The organism is Duncaniella sp. B8 (assembly GCF_005304985.1).
GTDB lineage: Bacteria > Bacteroidota > Bacteroidia > Bacteroidales > Muribaculaceae > Duncaniella > Duncaniella muris.
In genome coordinates this window covers 398,769-413,356 of the sequence record NZ_CP040121.1, presented here as the reverse complement: position 1 = coordinate 413,356, position 14,588 = coordinate 398,769, and the positions used below count along the sequence as shown (strand labels likewise).

Here is a 14,588-nt window from a genome sequence, read left to right as displayed (position 1 = left end):
AATATTTTATTTTGCGCAGTCGTCAACAAGTTGCTGGGTGATTCGCATCGCACAGAAGTTGGGACCACACATGGTGCAGAAGTGGTCATCGTCCTTGTGGCTCTCTACGTAGTACTGACGTGCGCGGGCTGGGTCGAGCGACAGGTTGAACTGGTCTTTCCAGCGGAATTCGAAGCGGGCCTTGCTCATGGCGTCATCGCGGACCTGTGCGCCGGGATGTCCTTTGGCAAGGTCGGCGGCATGGGCTGCGATCTTGTAGGTGATCACACCGTTGCGCACATCTTCGAGGTTGGGGAGTGCGAGATGTTCCTTGGGGGTCACGTAGCAGATCATAGCGGTGCCCATCCAGGCTATCTGTGCGGCTCCGATTGCCGAGGTGATGTGGTCGTAGCCGGGAGCGATGTCGGTGGTCAGCGGGCCGAGGGTGTAGAACGGCGCTTCGTGACATTTGTCGATCTGGCGGTCCATGTTCTCGCGGATCTTGTGCATCGGCACGTGTCCAGGACCTTCGATGAGCACCTGTACATTGTGTTTCCAGGCTATTTCGGTGAGCTGACCGAGCACATCGAGTTCGAGGAACTGCGAGCGGTCATTGGCATCGTGGATAGAACCCGGACGCAGACCGTCGCCAAGCGAAACTGCTACGTCGTAGCGGGCGAGGATCTCACAGATTTCATCGAAATGGGTGTAGAGGAAGTTTTCCTGATCGTGGATCACGGCCCAGCGGGTCATTATAGAGCCGCCGCGCGACACGATGCCGGTCAGACGTTCCTGAACCATGTCAGCATGAGCGCGGAGAGCTCCGGCATGGATGGTGAAGTAGTCCACACCCTGTTCTGCCTGCTCGATCAGTGTGTCGCGATAGATTTCCCAGGTCAGATCCTCCACTTTGCCGTTGACTTTTTCAAGAGCCTGGTAGACGGGGACTGTTCCGACCGGGACCGGGCAGTTGCGGATGATCCATTCGCGGGTCTCGTGGATGTTGTCGCCGGTCGAGAGGTCCATCAGAGTGTCGCCTCCCCAGTAGCAGCTCCACACGGCTTTGCTGACTTCTTCCTTGATTCCGGAAGAGAGGGCGGAGTTTCCGATGTTGGTGTTGAGTTTTACGAGGAAGTTGCGGCCGATGATCATCGGTTCGGCTTCGGGATGGTTGATGTTGGCGGGGATGACGGCACGTCCGGCTGCTACTTCCTGGCGTACGAATTCAGGAGTGATGTGGCTCTTGATGCCGAGGGCTTCGGCATTATTGTTCTCGCGGATGGCTACATATTCCATCTCAGGGGTGATGACACCCTGGCGGGCAAGCGCCATCTGGGTTATTTCCCTGCCTTCGGCCGCGCGGCGGGGTGCGTAGCGGTGGCTGAAGCGGATTGAGTCGAGAGAGCTGTCGGCTTCGCGCATGCGTCCGTAGTCAGAGGTGATGCATGAGAGTTGTTCGAGGTCTTCGCGTCCGGCTATCCACTCCTCGCGCAGACGGGGAAGTCCGGCGTTGATGTCAACGGTTACGTTCGGGTCTGTGTAGACACCGCTGGTGTCATAGACATAGACAGAGCCGTTCTCGCGGGTCAGGCGTTCGCCATCAATGATTTTTACAGTAGGGGTGAGGTTGACACGCCGCATGGCTACGCGGATCGGATGGAGTTTTCCGTCAATGTAGACTTTTTCTGAACCGGGATAGCTGTTTACGTCGATGTTTTCTATTTCCATATTCTGAGTTATGGTGATAAATGTCTGATTTATAGATTGAGAAATTCAGTGAGAGGGCTTGTTGCGGATGCTGATGAAGAGACAGATCCCAGACCGGCGAGATAGGCTTTACGTCCGGCTTCGACTGCAAGTCTGAATGCGACTGCCATTTCAACAGGGTCGCCTGCTACGGCGATTGCTGTGTTGACCAGAACGGCATCGGCTCCGATTTCCATTGCATCGGCTGCGTGAGAGGGAGCTCCGAGTCCGGCGTCGATCACCACCGGCACACGACTTTCCTCGATTATGATTTCAAGCAGATCGCGTGTCTTGAGCCCTTTGTTAGTTCCGATCGGTGCGCCGAGTGGCATTACAGCAGCGGTGCCTACTTCTTCAAGGCGCTTGCACAGAACCGGATCGGCCTGGATATAGGGGAGCACTTTGAAGCCTTGTTTTGCAAGGATTTCGGTGGCTTTCAGCGTTTCGATGGGGTCGGGGAGCAGATATTTGGGATCGGGGTGGATTTCAAGTTTGATAAAATCGGTCCCGAAACAGTCACGGGCGAGATTGGCTGCGAGCACGGCTTCTTCGGCTGTGCGGACGCCTGAAGTGTTGGGGAGAAACTGTACATGCTCGCGGTTGATGTGGCGCAGCATGTCATCTTCTTCCTCATGGTCCATGTCGATCCGCTTCATGGCCACAGTGATCATCTGCGAGCCTGAAGCGAGAATTGATTCAAGCATCAGGCGGTTGGACGAAAATTTGCCTGTGCCTACGAATAGGCGTGAGGTGAATTCTTTTCCTCCGATGGTTAAAATGTCGTTCATATATAAGCTTGTGTGATGATTTTGTCTGGAAGGGTTATCTGAGGATTACCGGCGCTTTTCGAATGCTTCCTGAAGAGCGCCGAGCACCTTGCGGGTATAGTCCACCGGGTCATCGGCGTTGATGATTGATCCGCTCATGGCTACTCCGTTGACACCTGTGGCCATGACTGCCGGGATGTCTTCAAGGGTGATTCCTCCGATAGCCACGATGGGGAGCAGGATGTCAGCGGCGCGGATTTCACGGACTATCTCCGTGTAGCCGTCAAGGCCGATTACCGGCGAGAGGCGGGCTTTGGTGGTGGTGTAGCGGAAAGGGCCGAGGCCTACATAGTCAACGTCCCAGCCGCGGAGCCGGGTGATGTCAGCGGCAGTGTTGGCTGTGCATCCGATGATGGCTTCCGCTCCCATGTTCTCACGTGCGACGAGCGGATTCATGTCATCTTTGCCGAGGTGCACGCCGTGGACCGACATCTCGATGGCAAGTTCTACGCGGTCGTCGAACACGAGGAAGGCTTCGTTTTCCTTGCAGAGCGGAATGATTTCAAGGGCTGTCTGCCGGAATTCTTCATCAGTGGCATCCTTAAGGCGGAGCTGTATCCATTTGCAGCCTCCTTCAAGGACCATCTGGACTTCTTCCGCAATTGTGTAGCGCTCGGATGGATGGGTTATGAACTGGAGCATAAGAGTCAGATTAGTTTTATGGTTTGTTCCGCAAACTGCCTTACAGTTGTGGCCGGGCTGTTCCACGGAATGGCTCCAAGCATGGCGAAGCCATTGAAGTTATAACGTTTGAGATATGGAATTCGTTCAGGAGTAACGCCTCCGAGTGCGATGACCGGAGTCGGGATATCGTCAAGAGCGGAGAGGGTCTCGCCGGTGAATGCTGAGTGATAGCCTTGTTTGGAGATGCTGTCAAAAATGGGGCTGAGGGTGGCATAGGCCAGCCCTGTGCATTTTCTGAGTTCATCGATCGAGTGGCATGAACGGCTCAAGGCTCCTCTGTAGAGGGCCGGTGCGTCCGGACAGCGGTGGTTCAGATGCAGGCCTCCGAGATTGAAATCGTTGCAGAGGTCGAAGTGGCCGTGGAGCACGAGGCAGCTGTGGAAAGCCTGGGGTATTGCTTCGATGAGTTTTCTGACATCGGTGCGTGACGCTCCGGGATGGCGGAGGTGTATTCTGTGCCATCCGGCATCAAGAAGCGCGCATACCGCTGCTGCTTCATGCCGCTCGTTTTCGAGGCGTTCCGGTGTAATGGCTATCGCTGTCATCGCGGAGAGATTTATGGCTTAGCCTCCGTAGAATGCTTTGATGATGACAATGTCATCTCCGTCGGCAAGTTTATGAGACGGACGCAGCACGGCGGGTATTACTTTTCCGTTGACGGCTGTGGCGATTCCCTGTGGTTTTATTTCTTTGGCGTCAAGAGCATCTTGCAGAGAGGCGCCGTCAGAGAGGGTTATGTCTACTTGGTTGACTTTTACGGTCATGGTTGTTGGTTTTATCTGTTGAAATAGCCTGCCGGGATCAGCGGCTTTTCGGATTGAAATTTTTTAATCGTCTGGGTGAGAAGAAGTGGTTCACGGGTCCGTGGCCGTGGCCTGTGGAGATCCATGCACCGGCTTCAAGGGCGCGTGTCACGTAGAGTTTTGCCATTCTGACGGATTCGGTCAGGGAGTAGCCGAGTGCGAGATAAGAGGCTATGGCCGATGAGAGGGTGCACCCGGTTCCGTGGGAGTTTTTTGTGTCGACAGCATCGGCTTTGAGTTCGATGGTTTCTCCGGTGGCGCCGAGATACAGTGTGTCGGTTTTGAAATCAGTGCTGTCAGAGTCGCCGCCTTTGATCAGAATGTTCTTGCAGCCAAATTTCCGCAATGCTTCGATCTGCTCTGCGGTGTCTGAAGATCCGGCCAGTTTTTCGGTTTCCATCCGGTTGGGAGTAACAAGCGTGGCCAAAGGGAAAATGCGGCTGACAAGGATTTCGATGGCATCCTCTTCAAGGAGCATTGATCCGGAGGTCGAGACCATTACCGGATCGATAATGAGATTTTTGGGACGATAGTGTTCGAGACGATCGGCTACAGCCGCGGCGACTTCTGCATTGCAGAGCATCCCGATCTTGACGGCCAGAGGCGGAATGTCGGTCATGACCATGTCGATCTGATCGGTCATTACTCCCGGCGATACCGGCATGATCGACCGCACCCCGGTGGTGTTCTGGGCTGTGACCGAGGTTATGGCCGACATAGCATAACAGCCGATGGCCGACATTGTCTTGATGTCAGCCTGGATGCCGGCGCCACCCGATGAATCGGACCCGGCGATTGTGAGAGTGGGATAGTAAGTTCTCATCGCGCTTTGTTATTATTAAAACTCCTGCTTATGCCGTAGTGGGCATAAGGCCAGACGATACTCTTCGAAGTCCGGCTGACGTCAGGCGGTCAGACGTCGGACTGACAAAGCGGCTGAGGCAAAGTCAAGTGCAATCCCTTCGGCGGTACTAACCGCATCAGGTTCAGAGGGTATCATCTCAGCGGCAATCACAGGAGGGTGAATGCCGCACCCCTTTGTCGGCGCAAAGGTAGAGTTTTATTCGTGATTTTCCAAATCATAAGCGGTCTAAAAACGGCATCGGGACTTTGAAAAATCATCTGAAAAATCACCGATGCGCCCCACTCCGGGCGCATCGGCAAAAATGAGCTCCTTTTGAGAGCAGAGTTTTGTCTGCGGTTATTTCACGATGCCTTTTTCAAGATATTCGGCAAGGTTGGTGCGTACCTGTTCGCCGGCGCGTTCTACGGCTACTTTGGCCATGTCGGCATCTACCATGAGGTTGACGAGCTGCTCGAAAGAGGTCTTCTTGGAAGGGTCCCAGCCGAGCTGCTTGCGGGCTTTTGAAGGATCGCCCCAGAGGTTGACCACGTCGGTCGGGCGGTAGAAGTCGTGCGATACTTCGATGACTACTTTGCCGGTCTTTACATCGATGCCTTTTTCATCGGCTCCTTCGCCTTCGAAACGCAGTTCGATACCTGCGCGACGGAAAGCGTAGAGGCAGAATTCACGCACTGAGTGCTGTTCGCCGGTAGCGATCACGTAGTCTTCGGGTTTTTCCTGCTGGAGGATGAGCCACATACATTCCACATAGTCCTTGGCATAGCCCCAGTCGCGGAGCGATGAAAGGTTGCCGAGATAGAGTTTTTCCTGTTTTCCCTGGGCGATGCGGGCAGCGGCAAGGGTGATCTTGCGGGTTACGAATGTCTCGCCGCGGCGTTCTGATTCGTGGTTGAAGAGAATGCCTGAGCAGCAATACATGTTATATGCCTCGCGGTATTCCTTGATGATCCAGAATCCGTAAAGTTTTGCCACTGCATATGGTGAGTAGGGGTGGAAGGGTGTCTTTTCGTTCTGAGGTACTTCCTCAACCTTTCCATAAAGCTCTGAAGTTGAAGCCTGATAGATGCGGCAGGTGTCGGCAAGGCCGGTGAGGCGCACGGCCTCAAGGATGCGGAGCACACCGGTGGCATCGATGTCGGCTGTGAATTCGGGCGAGTCAAAAGATACCTGGACGTGGCTCTGGGCGGCAAGATTGTAGATTTCGTCAGGGCGCACTTTTGACACTACCTGTAGTATCGACATCGAGTCACCGAGGTCGGCATAGTGAAGATGGAAGTTGGGCTTTCCCTCAAGGTGTGCGATGCGTTCGCGATAATCTACTGACGAACGGCGGATGGTGCCGTGAACATCATAACCTTTCTCTAAAAGGAACTCTGCCAGAAACGAACCATCCTGGCCGGTGATACCTGTGATCAGTGCAGTTTTCATTAGTCTTTAATTGATTTGTTACAAGCTACTAAGTGAGTTTTGAGCCGCAAAGGTAATGAATGTTTGTGATATATTAAAATTGAAATTTTATTTTTTTTGATATTAACGAATTGAGAGGATGCCTGATAACCAAGCATCCTCTCGAATTGTTTTATTTGATTGTTATTTTTGCCGGATTTCGTTTCTCTTTTTCCCACCGGTGTAGGTAGTCGAACCATTCGGTGGCAGAGTGGGGAGAGGCGCTGTCGCGTTCGGCTCCGGAGATAAAGCTGTAACGGATGCGGCCCTTGGTGTCGGTTTTCAGAAGCGTCAGATAATTGACGTCATCTTCCTTGACAGATCGCAGATAGGCTGCCGGCACAAAGATGCCGAGTCCGATTGTGTCGGTTATGTCGGGCATTCCTTTGTCAGGCAGATTTGTGCCCCAGCTTCCGGCAAGACCGGTTTGGGTGAGGAAGCCTTGGTTGTCAGTGGCGAGTTTTTGCACTCCTGTGCAATAAGTATATGTTTTGGGAGCGCCTGAAATGGTGATGTCTACGTCGATGTCGCGGTGACGGGCATAGATTGTGTAGCGCTGACGCATTTCGAGGGGTGCGCCGTTGTAGATCCAGCCGCGGTCAGAGACTTCGACTATGGAGCGGACCGGACCTGAGGCGATCACGCGCTGCATTCGGGTGGTGACGGTGTCAATGGTGACGGGGCTGCCGTTCTGCCATCCGCGGAACGAGCCGAGCGCTACTGAGGTTCCGGCCCAGAGCACGTCGCGGCCGTAGCCTTGTTCGAGCTGCTTGCGGGTGGTGTAGAAGCCGGTGCTGTCAAGTTCGAGCCGCGGGGTGTTTTTGGCGTAGAGGTCTACGCTCTGGCGGTTGTCCATGTAGATGCGAATGGCATTATAGAGCCCTTCAAGCACAACTCCGTGGCCGTAGATGCTGTTGTACATCTGGCGGTTGTCAACATCGCCCGGAAAAGCGATGGCCTGTATCTCAGGATGCTTCTTGTTTTTGTCGTTGAGCTTGAGGTAGGCCTTGGTTTCGGGGGTGAATGATGTTTTCGGGCGGGCCGATGAGAGGTCGACGGTCAGAGTCTTTGTCTGGTTGGCTTTCAGGTCGACGAGGAAAACGAGTTCATCGGGACGGCCGTCGTCGTTGAGATCGTCAAGTTGCCAAGGCGTGTCGGGCTGGCCTTTGATGACCGCCGAGTTGATTTCTTTACCGTTTTGTGCTATAGGAACAACAACCGGCACCGCCTGGCGGGGTGTCGGTTGTGGATTCGTAACGGTAACAGTAATTGAAAGCAGGAGTGAAAACGCGAGCATGAATTGAGTCGGTTTTGAGGTTTATGCTGATTACTGGCCGAGATATGCTTTGAGCAGGTGGCTTTTCTGACCCTTGAGCCGGCGGATGGCCTTTTCTTTAATCTGGCGCACACGTTCGCGGGTCAGGTCGAATTTGGCGCCGATTTCTTCGAGGGTCATTTCCTGACAGCCTATGCCGAAGAACATTTTGAGGATTTCGCGTTCACGGTCGTGGAGCTGCTTGAGGGCGCGCTCTACTTCTTTTGACAGAGATTCCTGGGTGAGTGTTGCATCAGCCATAGGAGAGTCATCGTTTGTGAGCACGTCAAGAAGACTGTTGTCCTCGCCTTCAACGAAGGGGGCGTCGACAGAAATATGGCGTCCTGAAACTTTGAGTGTATCGGCGATTTTGTCGACAGGCACGTCGAGCTTTTCAGCGAGTTCTTCAGGCGACGGACGGCGTTCGTTTTCCTGTTCGAATTTCGAGAGTGCCTTGCTGATTTTGTTGAGCGAACCTACCTGGTTGAGCGGCAGGCGCACTATGCGGCTCTGTTCGGCCAGAGCCTGGAGGATGGACTGACGAATCCACCACACGGCGTAGGAGATGAACTTGAAGCCTCGTGTCTCGTCAAATTTCTGTGCCGCTTTAATCAAGCCGAGATTGCCTTCGTTGATAAGATCGGGGAGGCTGAGCCCCTGGTTCTGATACTGTTTTGCCACAGATACAACGAAGCGGAGGTTGGCACGAACGAGCTTGTCGAGAGCTCTCTGGTCTCCTTGGTGAATGCGCTGGGCGAGCTCTACTTCCTCTTCGACGGAGATGAGCTCTTCGCGGCCGATTTCCTGGAGGAATTTATCGAGCGACGCGCTTTCACGATTGGTTATAGATTTGGTGATTTTTAATTGTCTCATGTCTACTTATAGCAGATAATTCGTGCAAAGGTAGTAATTTTTCGGCTTATATCAAAATTTGAGAGTCTTAAAAGAGGTGAGATCAAGGTCTGAAAGTCGAAAAGTTGCTGTTTGGATGCGCGCGATGGTGGAAAAATGAAAAAAAAATTGTAACTTTGCAATCCAATCACATAACAAAGAGCCTGGGCCAAGAGTTCAGCTGTAAAAAATATGGACCTTGGCCGGTTCGCTAAGACTATCTATCCTAAATGGCGCCCAAAAAAGTTCTATTCGTCTCGCAAGAAGTATCGCCTTATCTGCCGGACACATCAATGTCAGTCCTTGGTCGTGACATACCGCAGGGTATTCATGGCAAAGAATTCGAAGTGAGGAGTTTCACCCCGAAATATGGCTGCATCAACGAACGCCGCAACCAGCTCCACGAAGTGATTCGTCTCTCCGGCATGAATCTTATCATAGATGATTCAGACCACCCTTTGATAATTAAGGTGGCAACCTTGCTGCCTTCGCGCATGCAGGTCTATTTTATTGACAATGACGATTATTTTCAGCCATTACCTGAAAAGGGGCTCGAAACAGATCTTCTGCCGGCCGACAATGACGAACGCATCATGTTCTTCACAATGGGTGTTGCGGAGACCGTCAAAAAACTCCGTTGGCAGCCGGCTGTGATCCACTGCAGCGGCTGGGTTTCGGCTCTGACTCCACTGTATCTGCGCAGACGTTATTCGGATGACCCGATTTTTCGAGACTCAAAGATCGTCTATGCCCTGCAGCCTGAAAAGTTTGAAGGAACTCTTGACCCGCGTTTCGCAGAGAAACTGCGCATGAGTGATTTCAGCGAAGAAGATATAGCGGCTCTCGGCTCCGACCCCGTGGATTTCGCCACCCTTAACCGTCTGGCCATTGACTATGCCGATGCCGTCATCCAGGTGACCGGCGATGTCGATCCAGTGCTGGTTGAATATGCCAAGGCTTCCGGTAAACCATTCCTTGCTTATGAGGGCGAGGAAGATCGCGTTGACCGTTACACAGAATTTTATCGCTCGCTTTTAGGCGAGGATGATGATTAATCTCCGATCAGAATGAAAAAATTAGCTCTGCTTTCAGCAGGCGTAATAGCCACACTCTCCGTCATTTCATGTGACGAAAGCACCTCAACGGCCGGCGGGAGCTTGGTCGAGGATGAGGTTGAGATCGTCATAGACTCCAACTTTACCGTCAGCGGACGCCCGGTCAGCAATGATCTGGTGCAGTCACGCACTGTGCTTCAGCTTCTCGGAAATCTGGATGCCAAAGGATATGGCAATCTCCGCAGCGATATCGTCTGCCAGTATATGCCATCGTCTTATGTCGATACATTTTATGTCAAGCCGGACTATATTGATTCTGTCAAGCTCGTCCTTTCTATGTATAAGGACGGATTTGCCGGAGACTCTGTGGTGCCGATGGGGCTTACGGTTTATGAACTCAACAAACAGTTGCCTTCGCCGATCTACAGTGACTTCACTCCTGACGGATATTACGATCCTTCGGCACCTATCGGTTCAACATCGTACTCGGCGCTCATTGACGGAGCCGAGGATATAGGAGCTGACAGCGAGGGCAGTATTATAAAGGATATAAAGGTGACTCTGCCGACAGAATTCGGTGTCCGTCTCTACAATCAGTTCAAGACTTCGGAGGCCACATTTGCCACCCCACAGGCATTCGCAAAATGGTTCCCAGGATTATACATCGCCAATTCATTCGGTTCAGGACGTGTGACAAGAATAGTCAACAATATGATCAACGTCTATTACCGTTCGGTTATGCCGATTCCTGACACCGATCCGCAGCGTGACACAGTGTTCAACCTCGTCGGATCATATATGGCTGTCACTCCTGAGGTAATTACCAACAATAATATAGTATATAAGATGTCGGAAGAACTTAAGCAGCGCGCCCAGTCAGGCGAAACAATGCTTATAGCTCCCACCGGCTACGATGTGGAGTTCAACTTCCCGGCACGCGAAATACTCCGCCGCTATCAGGAAAACAGCGGATCGCTTGCAGTGGTCAACTCACTTTCGCTCTCGATTCCCGCCAAAGAGATCGAAAATGACTACGGTCTGACACCTCCGCCATATGTGTTGCTTGTCAAGAAGAAGGATAAGGACAAATTTTTTGCCGGAACTCAGATCAATGACAATCTCTCGTCGTTCTATGCTTCATACAACTCTACCACCAAGAGCTATACATTCTCGTCAATGCGCGATTATATTCTCGACATAATCAAGAAAGGCGAGGCTACGGAAGAGGATGAGGAGTTCGTCATCTGTCCGGCACTGGTGTCGTTCTATGTGAATTCCAATTCAAACTACTACAGCTATTACTACGGCTACAACACCACATCCACTCAGGTAAGCTCCATAACACCTTATGTAACCGAACCGGTAATGGCAACACTTGATTTCTCGAATGCCAAGATCAAGTTCAGCTACAGCAAGCAGACCCTTGGTAATTAAAAAATAAATTAGTAACTTTGCGCTGCAATAGTCCTGACGGGGTTGCCGCAAAGTTACTTTTTTTGTGGTCCCGGCATATGACGGACATTCAATAGTCCGGACCGCAGTCATCAAGCCGCAATAGCTCAGTCGGTAGAGCATTTCATTCGTAACGAAAAGGTCGTGGGTTCGAGTCCCACTCGCGGCTCAAAGGGAGTGACAGAAATGTCGCTCCCTGCTTTTTTTTGATACTTTGCATGTGCAAATCACAGATGCCATATCCGGTGGCGGTATGTTTTGAGTTCTTCTTCCGGGAACTTGGCTATCGCATTGTCAAATTCTCGGAGCAATGTGACTTTGTCGTTTGGAAGCGCTCCGGTGATCGGTACCGTATTGGATATGTGATGACCAAGCAGGTTGACTTTTATGCTAAGTCGGTCAATGAGTGTGCGCATTTCCATCAGCCTCTCGATTTCCGGTTCTTCCTCATAAGTCCCGTCGAGTACTTCATTAAACAGTTGTGACTCCGGGAATATCGTGAGTGATACAATGTTGATTATGCAGGGGTGGAGCTGATTGAGGACATTGGCTGTTGCCACGGCGCTTTCCTCTCCTTTCCCTCTTCCTCCGAGTCCGTTCAGATAGAACACGTTGTAGCGGATTCCGGCTTCGTCAAGTTTCGATAACTGTTCGAGAATGTCAGAGGCGTGATAACCTTTGTTCATTCTGTCGAGGGTCTCATCGTGAGCCGTCTCGATGCCGATGTTGATGCTGTCGAGCTTCATGTGCCGGAGGTTTTTCAGCTCTTCCACAGATTTTGATTTAATGTCTGTCACACGGGCGAACATTCCGAACGATACCATGTGAGTAAGATATTTTCTTAACAGAAGTGCCACATCCATCAGTTTGTTGTAGCTCAACGCAAAAGGATTGGCTCCTGTGAGATATACTCGTCTGGCACGCGGTTGCCACTGGCGAATGACTTTCAGGTCTTCTTCCACCTCTGACAGCGGCGACATACGGAACGGAGTGCCGTGATAAAGGCTACAGAATTTGCACTTGTGCCATGTGCAGCCGGATGTGATCTGAAGAAGTTGAGAATTGGCCTCGTATGGCGGACGCCACACCTGCCCGGTGAAATGGAGTTGCGGATACATCATATTTGATTATTTTTTGTAACTTTGCGGTGAGTCAGAGTGCTTTGCACCGCGCACCAGATGCGCCGACATGCGCTCTCTGCTCGCTCGCGAATGTTTCACATTTGTAATGCAAAATTAGATGATTATCAGTGTGGAAGCAATGACTTACCGATAGGTTTGACCCTTACCGAAAAGTTTGTATTGCTCGTGATCAGTCTTTTTTGAAACCTCGGTTATGGTAAAAAAACTTGACTACGAATATTGCAAGGCGGCTCCGATGCTTGAATGGCTCGGCAACAAGTGGGCGCTGGTGGTTCTCGTGAAGATTTCAGAGAGCGGACCGGTACGCTTCAACGAACTGTACCGCAACATCCCGTCGGTTTCGGAGAAGGTACTGTCGCAAGTGCTTCGTCAGCTGACCGCCGACGGCATAATCCGTCGCGAACTCTTTCCGGATGTCCCTCCACGGACGGAATATTCGGTGACGGAGTTCGGTAAAACTCTTTTGCCTCACGTCGAGGCTCTGCTCAACTGGGGACGCGAGAATTTTGAACGGATAATGGAAAACCGTAAAAATGCAAACAGATAATATGGCAGCTAAATTTAATTTCAATACCATCGGATTGTTTACGACTGACAATACCCGCATGGTGGCATTCTATCGTGACATAATGGGGTTTGAAACCGATTGGAACGGTGAAGACCCTGATGTAAGGATGCAGCTTGGCAATATGTGGCTAATATTGTTCCCACGTACCGCCTTTGAACAGATGACCGGGCGGGAATACTCTTATCCATGCGGACTGAACGGCACGGTCGAACTGGCTTTTTATGTACCGACATTCAGCGATGTAGATGAAGAGTATGCGAGAGTGACCGCCCTTGGAGCAAAGTCAGTATTTGCACCGCAAACTATGCCTTGGGGGCAACGCACCTGCTATATTGCAGACCCCGAAGGGAACCTGATTGAAATCCACTCTTTCACCAAAGACTAAATAAAATGGCGTGTACCTATGCATTTATTGAATTCATCTGTGATGCACTTGCTCCATTGGGTGTGGTTCGCAGTCGCAAGATGATGGGCGATTACGTCATCTATGTCAATGAAAAATGTGTAATCACAGCCTGCGACAATATCGCTTACGTAAAGAAATTGCCCTGTATTGCCGACTTGATGGCTGATGCCGAGTGCGGCTTTCCTTATCAGGGCGCAAAGGAGGCCTATATCCTTGACTTCGCTGACACCCGCAAGGCTCTTAAGGTGATTGAAACTCTATGGAATGATCTCCCGTTTCCGAAATCAAAGAAAAAGTAACAATAGAGAGCTCACACAGAAAAGACAGATCCCGAAGCCGTGGCGGTTTCGGGATCTGTGCTTATAGTCTGGATCTGTCTGGCTGAGTGTTTAGCCGTACTGGATTGTTCCGTCTTCGTTGCGGTACTGGTCAAAGCCTTTTTCGTACTGGTCCATTGCACGGAGGCTCATGCCCATGCTTGAGAAACCGCCGTCATGGAAGAGGTTCTGCATGGTGACCTTGCGGGTAAGGTCGCTGAACATGACAATGCAATAGTCGGCACATTCGTCGGCTGTGGCATTGCCGAGGGGCGACATACGGTTTGCAAAGTCCATGAGCGAAGACATGCCCTTCACGCCGCTGCCTGCAGTGGTCTGGGTGGGCGACTGAGAGATGGTGTTGATGCGCACTGACTTTTCGCGACCGTAGATGTAGCCGAAGCTGCGGGCTATTGATTCGAGGAGCGCTTTGGCATCGGCCATGTCGTTGTAGCCGAACATTGTGCGCTGGGCTGCGATGTAGCTGAGGGCCACGATGCTGCCGTGGTCAGCGATCGCATCAAGTCTTTTTGCGGCCTGAATCATCTTGTGGAATGATATGGCTGATATGTCAAGCGTCTTGTTGAGCAGATCGTAGTCGATGTCATCATAGAGACGTTTCTTGCGCACGTTGGGTGACATGCCGATAGAATGGAGAACGAAGTCGATCTTTCCTCCGAGGATTTCCATTGATTTCTGGAATACCATTTCGAGATCTTCCACATTGGTTGCATCGGCCGGGATAACTTCAGCATTAAGCTTTTCGCCGAGTTTGCTGACATCACCCATGCGGACTGCGACCGGGGTGTTTGACAGAGTGATTGTAGCGCCTTCTTCTACAGCTTTCTCAGCTACTTTCCAGGCAATACTCATGTCATTGAGCGCGCCGAAGATAATGCCGCGCTTTCCTTTCAAAAGATTATAAGCCATTTGGTCTATTAAATTAATTCGTTTCTTTTATTTCGCGGGTGCAAAGTTACGCAGAATTGGGCGGGATTTGAAATATTTTCGGCAAAAACGCTCCCCGGAGGTTGCAACAACCGTAATATTGACTTAATTTTGTGATAATTTGGAGTAAAGTTTTCTGACGCT

At 51.5% G+C, this 14,588-nt stretch carries 16 protein-coding genes, 1 tRNA gene and 1 riboswitch; of the genes, 6 read left to right on the top strand and 11 right to left on the bottom strand.

Features of this window, described 5'->3' with window-relative positions; all coding sequences use genetic code 11:
* Nucleotides 1-6: 6 nt before the first annotated feature.
* The 9 genes from thiC to FDZ78_RS01920 all read right to left on the bottom strand — a co-directional run bounded on the left by thiC (nt 7) and on the right by FDZ78_RS01920 (nt 8,538).
* On the bottom strand, nt 7-1,707 hold the full coding sequence (thiC, locus tag FDZ78_RS01960) for a phosphomethylpyrimidine synthase ThiC (protein ID WP_124075920.1): 1,701 nt from the start codon (nt 1,705-1,707) through the stop codon (nt 7-9).
* Between the two features lie 29 nt (nt 1,708-1,736).
* Entirely contained in the window at nt 1,737-2,513 is a 777-nt protein-coding gene (locus FDZ78_RS01955) for a thiazole synthase (protein WP_123399226.1), read from the bottom strand.
* Between the two features lie 45 nt (nt 2,514-2,558).
* A complete protein-coding gene (locus tag FDZ78_RS01950; RefSeq protein ID WP_136408987.1) occupies nt 2,559-3,194 on the bottom strand; it encodes a thiamine phosphate synthase in 636 nt (211 codons plus the stop codon).
* Nucleotides 3,195-3,199: 5 nt separating this feature from the next.
* Nucleotides 3,200-3,781 (bottom strand): thiamine phosphate synthase, encoded by a 582-nt coding sequence (locus tag FDZ78_RS01945; protein ID WP_136408986.1) that lies wholly within the window; start codon nt 3,779-3,781, stop codon nt 3,200-3,202.
* An 18-nt stretch (nt 3,782-3,799) separates the two neighbouring features.
* On the bottom strand, nt 3,800-4,000 hold the full coding sequence (gene thiS, locus FDZ78_RS01940; protein WP_107032883.1) for a sulfur carrier protein ThiS: 201 nt from the start codon (nt 3,998-4,000) through the stop codon (nt 3,800-3,802).
* Nucleotides 4,001-4,037: 37 nt separating this feature from the next.
* Entirely contained in the window at nt 4,038-4,862 is an 825-nt protein-coding gene (gene thiD, locus FDZ78_RS01935) for a bifunctional hydroxymethylpyrimidine kinase/phosphomethylpyrimidine kinase (RefSeq protein ID WP_136408985.1), read from the bottom strand.
* A 117-nt stretch (nt 4,863-4,979) separates the two neighbouring features.
* Nucleotides 4,980-5,087: riboswitch (TPP riboswitch) on the bottom strand.
* A 153-nt stretch (nt 5,088-5,240) separates the two neighbouring features.
* On the bottom strand, nt 5,241-6,332 hold the full coding sequence (gmd, locus tag FDZ78_RS01930) for a GDP-mannose 4,6-dehydratase (RefSeq protein ID WP_107032885.1): 1,092 nt from the start codon (nt 6,330-6,332) through the stop codon (nt 5,241-5,243).
* 151 nt (nt 6,333-6,483) lie between these two features.
* Entirely contained in the window at nt 6,484-7,647 is a 1,164-nt protein-coding gene (locus FDZ78_RS01925) for a DUF4861 domain-containing protein (RefSeq protein WP_123611152.1), read from the bottom strand.
* A 30-nt stretch (nt 7,648-7,677) separates the two neighbouring features.
* The gene (locus FDZ78_RS01920; RefSeq protein WP_107032887.1) at nt 7,678-8,538 is read right to left on the bottom strand and encodes an RNA polymerase sigma factor RpoD/SigA; all 861 of its coding nucleotides are present in this window, start codon (nt 8,536-8,538) and stop codon (nt 7,678-7,680) included.
* A 248-nt stretch (nt 8,539-8,786) separates the two neighbouring features.
* Between FDZ78_RS01920 and FDZ78_RS01915 the strand changes: the two genes are divergently transcribed.
* The 3 genes from FDZ78_RS01915 to FDZ78_RS01905 all read left to right on the top strand — a co-directional run bounded on the left by FDZ78_RS01915 (nt 8,787) and on the right by FDZ78_RS01905 (nt 11,232).
* A complete protein-coding gene (locus tag FDZ78_RS01915) occupies nt 8,787-9,611 on the top strand; it encodes a glycogen/starch synthase (RefSeq protein WP_123611153.1) in 825 nt (274 codons plus the stop codon).
* Nucleotides 9,612-9,623: 12 nt separating this feature from the next.
* Nucleotides 9,624-11,045 carry a DUF4270 family protein gene (locus FDZ78_RS01910; RefSeq protein WP_107032889.1) on the top strand — a complete coding sequence of 474 codons (1,422 nt, stop codon included), beginning with the start codon at nt 9,624-9,626 and terminating at the stop codon, nt 11,043-11,045.
* 114 nt (nt 11,046-11,159) lie between these two features.
* Nucleotides 11,160-11,232: transfer RNA gene (locus tag FDZ78_RS01905), tRNA-Thr, on the top strand.
* A gap of 58 nt (nt 11,233-11,290) precedes the next feature.
* On the opposite strand, the gene FDZ78_RS01900 is transcribed toward FDZ78_RS01905, so the two are convergent.
* Complete coding sequence (locus FDZ78_RS01900; protein WP_123611154.1) at nt 11,291-12,184, bottom strand: radical SAM protein; 894 nt, start codon at nt 12,182-12,184, stop codon at nt 11,291-11,293.
* Nucleotides 12,185-12,398: 214 nt separating this feature from the next.
* Here FDZ78_RS01900 and FDZ78_RS01895 point away from each other — a divergent pair, with 214 nt between their 5' ends.
* From FDZ78_RS01895 to FDZ78_RS01885, 3 genes are read left to right on the top strand one after another with little or no spacing between them, the layout of a single operon-like run.
* Complete coding sequence (locus FDZ78_RS01895) at nt 12,399-12,752, top strand: helix-turn-helix domain-containing protein (RefSeq protein WP_124076322.1); 354 nt, start codon at nt 12,399-12,401, stop codon at nt 12,750-12,752.
* Nucleotide 12,753: 1 nt separating this feature from the next.
* Nucleotides 12,754-13,158: a VOC family protein gene (locus tag FDZ78_RS01890; protein WP_107032892.1), complete on the top strand. Its 405-nt coding sequence runs from the start codon at nt 12,754-12,756 to the stop codon at nt 13,156-13,158.
* A gap of 5 nt (nt 13,159-13,163) precedes the next feature.
* Nucleotides 13,164-13,478, top strand: a complete 315-nt coding sequence (locus FDZ78_RS01885) for a TfoX/Sxy family protein (RefSeq protein ID WP_124076326.1) — start codon at nt 13,164-13,166, stop codon at nt 13,476-13,478.
* 90 nt (nt 13,479-13,568) lie between these two features.
* Here the strand turns inward: FDZ78_RS01885 and FDZ78_RS01880 are convergent, their stop codons facing one another.
* Complete coding sequence (locus FDZ78_RS01880; RefSeq protein ID WP_107032894.1) at nt 13,569-14,426, bottom strand: enoyl-ACP reductase; 858 nt, start codon at nt 14,424-14,426, stop codon at nt 13,569-13,571.
* Nucleotides 14,427-14,588: the final 162 nt, after the last annotated feature.

What these genes read in the sequence shown, in the direction of transcription:
- thiC (WP_124075920.1), bottom strand. Translation starts at nt 1,707, where the DNA reads ATGGAAATAGAAAACATCGACGTAAACAGCTATCCCGGTTCAGAAAAA.
- FDZ78_RS01955 (WP_123399226.1), bottom strand. Translation starts at nt 2,513, where the DNA reads ATGAACGACATTTTAACCATCGGAGGAAAAGAATTCACCTCACGCCTA.
- FDZ78_RS01950 (WP_136408987.1), bottom strand. Translation starts at nt 3,194, where the DNA reads ATGCTCCAGTTCATAACCCATCCATCCGAGCGCTACACAATTGCGGAA.
- FDZ78_RS01945 (WP_136408986.1), bottom strand. Translation starts at nt 3,781, where the DNA reads ATGACAGCGATAGCCATTACACCGGAACGCCTCGAAAACGAGCGGCAT.
- thiS (WP_107032883.1), bottom strand. Translation starts at nt 4,000, where the DNA reads ATGACCGTAAAAGTCAACCAAGTAGACATAACCCTCTCTGACGGCGCC.
- thiD (WP_136408985.1), bottom strand. Translation starts at nt 4,862, where the DNA reads ATGAGAACTTACTATCCCACTCTCACAATCGCCGGGTCCGATTCATCG.
- gmd (WP_107032885.1), bottom strand. Translation starts at nt 6,332, where the DNA reads ATGAAAACTGCACTGATCACAGGTATCACCGGCCAGGATGGTTCGTTT.
- FDZ78_RS01925 (WP_123611152.1), bottom strand. Translation starts at nt 7,647, where the DNA reads ATGCTCGCGTTTTCACTCCTGCTTTCAATTACTGTTACCGTTACGAAT.
- FDZ78_RS01920 (WP_107032887.1), bottom strand. Translation starts at nt 8,538, where the DNA reads ATGAGACAATTAAAAATCACCAAATCTATAACCAATCGTGAAAGCGCG.
- FDZ78_RS01915 (WP_123611153.1), top strand. Translation starts at nt 8,787, where the DNA reads ATGGCGCCCAAAAAAGTTCTATTCGTCTCGCAAGAAGTATCGCCTTAT.
- FDZ78_RS01910 (WP_107032889.1), top strand. Translation starts at nt 9,624, where the DNA reads ATGAAAAAATTAGCTCTGCTTTCAGCAGGCGTAATAGCCACACTCTCC.
- FDZ78_RS01900 (WP_123611154.1), bottom strand. Translation starts at nt 12,184, where the DNA reads ATGATGTATCCGCAACTCCATTTCACCGGGCAGGTGTGGCGTCCGCCA.
- FDZ78_RS01895 (WP_124076322.1), top strand. Translation starts at nt 12,399, where the DNA reads ATGGTAAAAAAACTTGACTACGAATATTGCAAGGCGGCTCCGATGCTT.
- FDZ78_RS01890 (WP_107032892.1), top strand. Translation starts at nt 12,754, where the DNA reads ATGGCAGCTAAATTTAATTTCAATACCATCGGATTGTTTACGACTGAC.
- FDZ78_RS01885 (WP_124076326.1), top strand. Translation starts at nt 13,164, where the DNA reads ATGGCGTGTACCTATGCATTTATTGAATTCATCTGTGATGCACTTGCT.
- FDZ78_RS01880 (WP_107032894.1), bottom strand. Translation starts at nt 14,426, where the DNA reads ATGGCTTATAATCTTTTGAAAGGAAAGCGCGGCATTATCTTCGGCGCG.